Genomic DNA, 4547 nt, shown 5'->3' on the forward strand with positions numbered 1-4547 from the left:
GACATGAGAGACAAAAATGAATCATTCTGAATATTTACTAAAATTAAAAAAAAATACTAAATACCAAAACGCAAAAAAGGCACTTAAACCAAATTTCGATTTAGGGAATGCCATTATACGCGCTCGAATAAAAAAAGGTTGGTCTCAAACTGAGTTAGCAAAACAAGCAGGCACAAAACAAGCGAACATATCCCGTATCGAAGATGCTTCAGCAAATCCCACCTTTAAAACAGTTCAATGTATTTTAAGTGCCCTTGGAATTGAGACTCATTATTCCCCAGTTGGCATCCCCATCCATATCTGGCCTATTCGCACAGAAGAAGATTATGAAGAAACCCTAATCGAAATTGATAATCCTCAAGATGCCGAACTAGAAACGCCAGAAGATGATAAGCTGAAAGTATTATCTATTTTAGTGGATACTTACGAATCAGAGAATGAGGCCAGAACGCATGTAGTGTTATTGCCGCAAGACACCTTTTACATTAACACTAGCCAAAAAAGCAGCCAAACAGACAATCAACTTGTAGGAAATTATTACAACTAGAAATGAGCACTACAAGAAGGACTAACACAATGATAAAACATATTTGGAGCGTAGTTTGCCAAGGATCAATCGAAGATAAGTCCACAAATCTACTTAGCATTATAAATATTCTTGAGGAGCTAACAATCGAAGGCGACCCTAGTTCAGATAAAATACTACCATTACCTATTCAAGTTGTAACGCTATGGACACGTACAAATTCTGATATTCCCGCTCAGGCGGAAAGCCGCTACACATTTGTTTCCCCGAGCAAAACTGTTCTAAAAGAACAACCACTTAAAATAAATCTTTCCAAGTATCAACGCCTTCGAGCAAGAGTTAATTTCTCCATGCTGAATTTTACTGAAGGAAGCGGAATATACACGTTTTGCGTTGAGTATCGCGGCAATCAGACAGAAGAGTGGACTGAAAAAGCATCAATACCAATAGATGTTAATTTCCATACTGTTGATAAAAAAAATACCGTTACAAAAGCCAAAAAAGTTAAAATAGTAAAAGCCTAGGTTATATTATAAATACTCCATCTGGGCCGCTGTCTGCACTAATGTACAGGCACAGAATGTTATATAGGCAGTTCCACTAGGTGATACTGAAAAACAACAAATCCCAGCAAGAAATTTATTCTCTTGCTGGGATTTAATTATCTACTCCCTAATCTTACCCTCCCCAGGGCATCTCGGTGTATTTTTCAAAGGCCTCGTCGTGCATGCGTTTGAAGAGGCGTTCGTGGCCGGCCTCCCAACGCGCGAGCATCTCGAGCGTGGCTTTTACATCGCCTTCGGCTTTGGAGGCCGCCTGCTGGTAGAACTCGGAAAAATCTTTTTCGATCAGATAAGCCATCCGCAGCACAGGAAGGTCTGCGACCATCGATTCACTGACGCTCTGCTCGATCATTTCCTGGTCGGCGCGCGCAGCAAAAAACGTTGCCTCGTCCAATTCCGGAGCAGGTTGCGTGGCTGATTCTTTATTCTCCAAGGCATCAAGCTGAGCCTGGATAAATTCGATATGACGCTGCTCTTCCTGCGCGATGGCCTTGAAGGCGCCAGTTGCAGTGGCATTGCTCAGCCGATCAGCGTTATTTTCAAAAAAGGCTTTGCCTTCGTACTCACGCTGTAGCGCGTATTCTAAAACTTTGCGAATATCCATTAGATCTTCTCCACTTTTACAGCCGTCACTTTATATTCCGGGATCTTCGAAACCGGATCGAGCGAGGCATGGGTCAGTTCGTTGGCGGAGGCATCCGGGAAGTGGAAGTTGGCATAGACCATGCCGGGCGGGACGCGGTCCGTGACCCAGGCTTTGGTATCGATGCTGCCGTGTCGTGATGTCAGGCGAATAGCATTTTCTCCATTGATTCCCAGATTATCGGCATCTTCGGGGTTGACTTCCACCAAAGCTTCGCCGTAGGCTTCCATGATCCCTTTCACGCGGCGGGTCATTTGTCCGCCATGCCAATGGTAGAGCACACGTCCCGTGGACATAATGTAAGGGTAATCCTTGTCTGGTGATTCTGCGGGTGGGATATGCTCAATGGGCATGAATTTGCCTTTGCCGGATGCAAACTGACCAACGTGCAGGATGGGTGTTCCGGAATGGTTCTCATCTCTAACTGGCCATTGCAGCCGTTCGCCATTTTCAAGTCGTTTGTGGCTGATCCCGCTATATTGGGGAGTCAGGGCTGCGATTTCCGCCATGATGGCGGCCGTGTCGGGGTAATCCCAGCCAGCGTGGGGGGCGGTTAGCGGAAGCAGTCTTGGGGTCCGGGCGATGATCCGCTTTGCCAGGTCTGAAATGATTTCCCAATCGGGGCGGGAATCCCCAACCGGATTAATGGCCTGACGAACCATTTGCACACGTCGCTCAGTATTGGTGAAGGTCCCCGTTTTCTCAGCAAAGGATGAGCCGGGGAGCAGCACATCGGCATAGATGGCGGTTTCAGACTGGAAGATCTCCTGCAAAATAACAAATTCGCAGGCTTCCAGATTGGCGCGGATATGTTTGGTGTCGGGGTCAGACATGACCGGATCTTCACCCAGGATATAGAGGGCGTGCGTTTCACCTTTCTCTACGTCCGGAATCATTTCAGTCAAGGTTTTACCAACTTTGAGCTCAGTTCCACGTCCCCAGGCCTGGGCAAATTTCTTTTGGACTTCTTCGCTGGTCACCTTCTGGTAACCCGGAAAGACATTCGGCAGCCCACCGAGATCGCAGGCACCCTGGACGTTATTCTGTCCGCGCAGGGGGTTGACGCCGCCGCCGGGAATACCCATATTGCCAAGCAACATTTGCATATTTGCCAGCGCCATCACATTGCGGACACCCTTGATATGCTGGGTGATCCCCATTGCCCACATCACAGCCATCGGCTGGGATGTGCCCATGATCTCAGCGGCCTCGTGCAGGAGTTCCACCGGTACGCTGGTGATCTCACTCACTTTTTCAGGAGGGTAATCCTGAATGACCTCTTTGAAGGCTTCGAAATCTACAGTGCGCTCTGCGATAAAGCTTTTATCTTCATAGCCTTTTTCCAGGATCAGATACATCAGCCCGTTGATCAGGGCGGTATCTGATCCGGCTTTTTGCTGCAAATGGACAGTTGCCAGATCGGTGATATCGATCCGTCGCGGGTCGGCGACGATCAGTTTTGCGCCCCGTTTCTGGATGGCGCGTCGTATTTTTGTCCCGAATACGGGATGCTGTTCCGTTGTATTCGATCCGATGATGAAGAACGCGGCTGCATTAGCGGCGATATCGTCCATGGAGTTGGACATTGCGCCTGAACCGTAGGTGGTGGCCAGACCGGCCACAGTGCTGGAGTGTCAGAGCCGGGCGCAATGGTCAATGGAATTGGTTCCTATGACCTGTCGCGCCAGTTTATTCATCAGATAATTTTCCTCATTCAGACATTTAGCCGAAGTCATAAAGCCTATGCTGTCCGCCCCGTGTGTATCACGGATGGTAGCCAGTTTTTCGGCGGTAATATTCAGAACGGTATCCCAGTCTGTTTCGACAAAATCCCAATCTTTAGATTTACGATCAGTAACTTTGGATTTTTCTTTCCCGTCGAGGAGATATTGTCTGACGAGGGGTTTTTTGACCCGGTCTGGATGCTGTACATATTCCCAGCCATAACGCCCCTTGACACAGGTGTGGCCCTCGTTAACCGAATTTTCCCGGTCGCCCCGGGCACCGACGATCTCACCGTTGCGGGTTTCGAGCACCAGCCCGCAGCCAACGCCGCAGTATGGGCAGGTGGTGCGGGTTTCTCCGGTGTGTGTACCGTGTTTCATGGCTGATTTATCGTAGAGGGCAGCCGTTGGGCACATATCCACACAGCGTCCGCAGGATTCACAGGTTGAATCCCAGATTGGCAGATCGAAGGGTGTCGTGATTTTGGATGCAAAACCGCGGTAGCCAAAGCTGATCGCCTGGCGTCCCTGCAATTCATCGCAGGCGCGGACGCATTTTCCGCACAGGATGCATTTTTCGAGATCTCGACCATAAAATGGGTTGCTCTCGTCAATATCATATGCGCGACGCTCTCCCTGATAGGGTTGCTCCCGTACCCCGACAAAGGCGGCCACGCTCTGCAAATCGCAGTCCATATTGGCAACACAGTGCTGGCAGTCCAGCGGGTGATCTGAGAGGAGCAGGTTCATGCTTGTGCGCCGGTTGACTTCGACCAAGGGGCTGGATGTATGAATTATCATCCCTTCTGTTGCGGGGGTGGAGCAGGCTGTAGGCAGGCCGCGATAGCCTTCGATCTCGACTACGCAAAGACGGCAGGCGCCGAATGGCTCCAGGAGCGGATCATCGCATAAGGTTGGGATATAGACATTTGCTGCGCGGGCGGCATCCAGAACTGTGCTGCCTTCGGGAATCTCGATTTTTTTATGGTCAATGGTGACAGTTAATTTGCTCATGGGTTCTCCTCAGTGAGGTTTTTATACTTATGTCAGTCTCTGAGCGGAGGGCTAAACGAATGTGAAGCCCGTAGTCG

General features: G+C 49.2%; 4 protein-coding genes. 2 read left to right on the plus strand and 2 right to left on the minus strand.

Going from position 1 to position 4547, the window contains the following annotated elements:
* The first annotated feature begins 16 nt into the window (after window positions 1–16).
* Window positions 17–547: a helix-turn-helix domain-containing protein gene (locus AC3DOM_RS15945; RefSeq protein WP_487920031.1), complete on the plus strand. Its 531-nt coding sequence runs from the start codon at window positions 17–19 to the stop codon at window positions 545–547.
* Window positions 548–576: 29 nt separating this feature from the next.
* Window positions 577–1050, plus strand: coding sequence for a hypothetical protein (locus AC3DOM_RS15950; protein WP_487920032.1), 474 nt, complete (start codon window positions 577–579; stop codon window positions 1048–1050).
* Between the two features lie 154 nt (window positions 1051–1204).
* Here AC3DOM_RS15950 and AC3DOM_RS15955 read toward each other — a convergent pair whose 3' ends face one another.
* Both AC3DOM_RS15955 and fdhF read right to left on the minus strand, forming a co-directional pair.
* On the minus strand, window positions 1205–1693 hold the full coding sequence (locus tag AC3DOM_RS15955) for a ferritin-like domain-containing protein (protein ID WP_487920033.1): 489 nt from the start codon (window positions 1691–1693) through the stop codon (window positions 1205–1207).
* Window positions 1693–4470 carry a formate dehydrogenase subunit alpha gene (gene fdhF, locus AC3DOM_RS15960; RefSeq protein ID WP_487920034.1) on the minus strand — a complete coding sequence of 926 codons (2778 nt, stop codon included), beginning with the start codon at window positions 4468–4470 and terminating at the stop codon, window positions 1693–1695. Before fdhF ends, AC3DOM_RS15955 begins: the two co-directional genes overlap by 1 nt.
* Between the last annotated feature and the right edge of the window lie 77 nt (window positions 4471–4547).

This window comes from Candidatus Desulfolinea nitratireducens (genome assembly GCF_982879505.1).

What these genes read in the sequence shown, in the direction of transcription:
- AC3DOM_RS15950 (WP_487920032.1), top strand. Translation starts at nt 577, where the DNA reads ATGATAAAACATATTTGGAGCGTAGTTTGCCAAGGATCAATCGAAGAT.
- AC3DOM_RS15955 (WP_487920033.1), bottom strand. Translation starts at nt 1,693, where the DNA reads ATGGATATTCGCAAAGTTTTAGAATACGCGCTACAGCGTGAGTACGAA.
- AC3DOM_RS15945 (WP_487920031.1), top strand. Translation starts at nt 17, where the DNA reads ATGAATCATTCTGAATATTTACTAAAATTAAAAAAAAATACTAAATAC.